We start from the raw sequence: 857 nt of genomic DNA on the forward strand, positions 1-857 counted from the left end.
CCCGGTGGTGGCCAATGGCGACATCACCAGCCCGGAAAAAGCACGTGACGTGCTGGCCTTCACCGGCGCGGATGCCGTGATGGTAGGCCGTGCCGCGCAGGGCCGCCCCTGGATCTTTGGCGACATCGCCCACTTCCTGGCCACGGGCGAGCACCGCGCCGCGCCGCTGACCTGGCAGGTGAAGCAGTGGCTGCTCGAACACCTTGAGGACCACTACGGCCTGTATGGCGAATTCGCCGGCGTGCGCACCGCACGCAAGCACATCGGCTGGGCCGTGCGCGCCCTGCCCGGGGGGGAAGACTTCCGCGCACACATGAACCTGCTGGACACCAGCACCGACCAGGTGCGGGCCGTCGGCCAATTTTTCGACCAGCTGGCGGCCGAGCACGACCGCCTGCCGGCGCCGCGAGACGGCGGCACCGGCCTGGACGATGAAGAACAAGCGCAGAACGCCCACACGGCCGCCTGCCACGTGAACTGATCCCATATGAGCAAGAAGAACATCCAAGACTGCATCAAGGACAACCTGGAGGGCTATTTCCAGGATCTGCGCGGCGCCGAGCCGCACGCCATCTACGACATGGTGCTGGCCGCCGTCGAGCGCCCCATGCTGGAGGTGGTTATGCAGCAGGCCGAGGGCAACCAGTCCAAGGCGGCCGACTGGCTCGGCATCAACCGCAACACCCTGCGGCGCAAGCTGCTGGACCACAAGCTCATCAAGTAATCCCCGCCTTTCAATCTCGCCAAGGAAGCCCTTTCCATGTCCCTGACCGCCCTGCTGTCCGTGTCCGACAAGACCGGCATCGTTGAATTCGCCCAGGCCCTGCACGCACAAGGCGTGCGCCTGCTGTCCACCG

The 857-nt window shown here is 66.2% G+C and carries 2 protein-coding genes; both read left to right on the forward strand.

What is annotated here, in order from left to right; translation table 11 throughout:
• A partial coding sequence (locus tag EIP75_RS23795) for a tRNA-dihydrouridine synthase (protein ID WP_199758691.1) occupies window positions 1-481 on the forward strand: 481 nt, incomplete at its 5' end.
• A gap of 6 nt (window positions 482-487) precedes the next feature.
• Complete coding sequence (locus EIP75_RS23800; RefSeq protein ID WP_125245668.1) at window positions 488-724, forward strand: Fis family transcriptional regulator; 237 nt, start codon at window positions 488-490, stop codon at window positions 722-724.
• Window positions 725-857: the final 133 nt, after the last annotated feature.

This window comes from Aquabacterium soli (genome assembly GCF_003933735.1).
GTDB lineage: Bacteria > Pseudomonadota > Gammaproteobacteria > Burkholderiales > Burkholderiaceae_C > Aquabacterium > Aquabacterium soli.

Coding starts and splice junctions, on each gene's coding strand:
- EIP75_RS23800 (WP_125245668.1), top strand. CDS start 488: ATGAGCAAGAAGAACATCCAAGACTGCATCAAGGACAACCTGGAGGGC.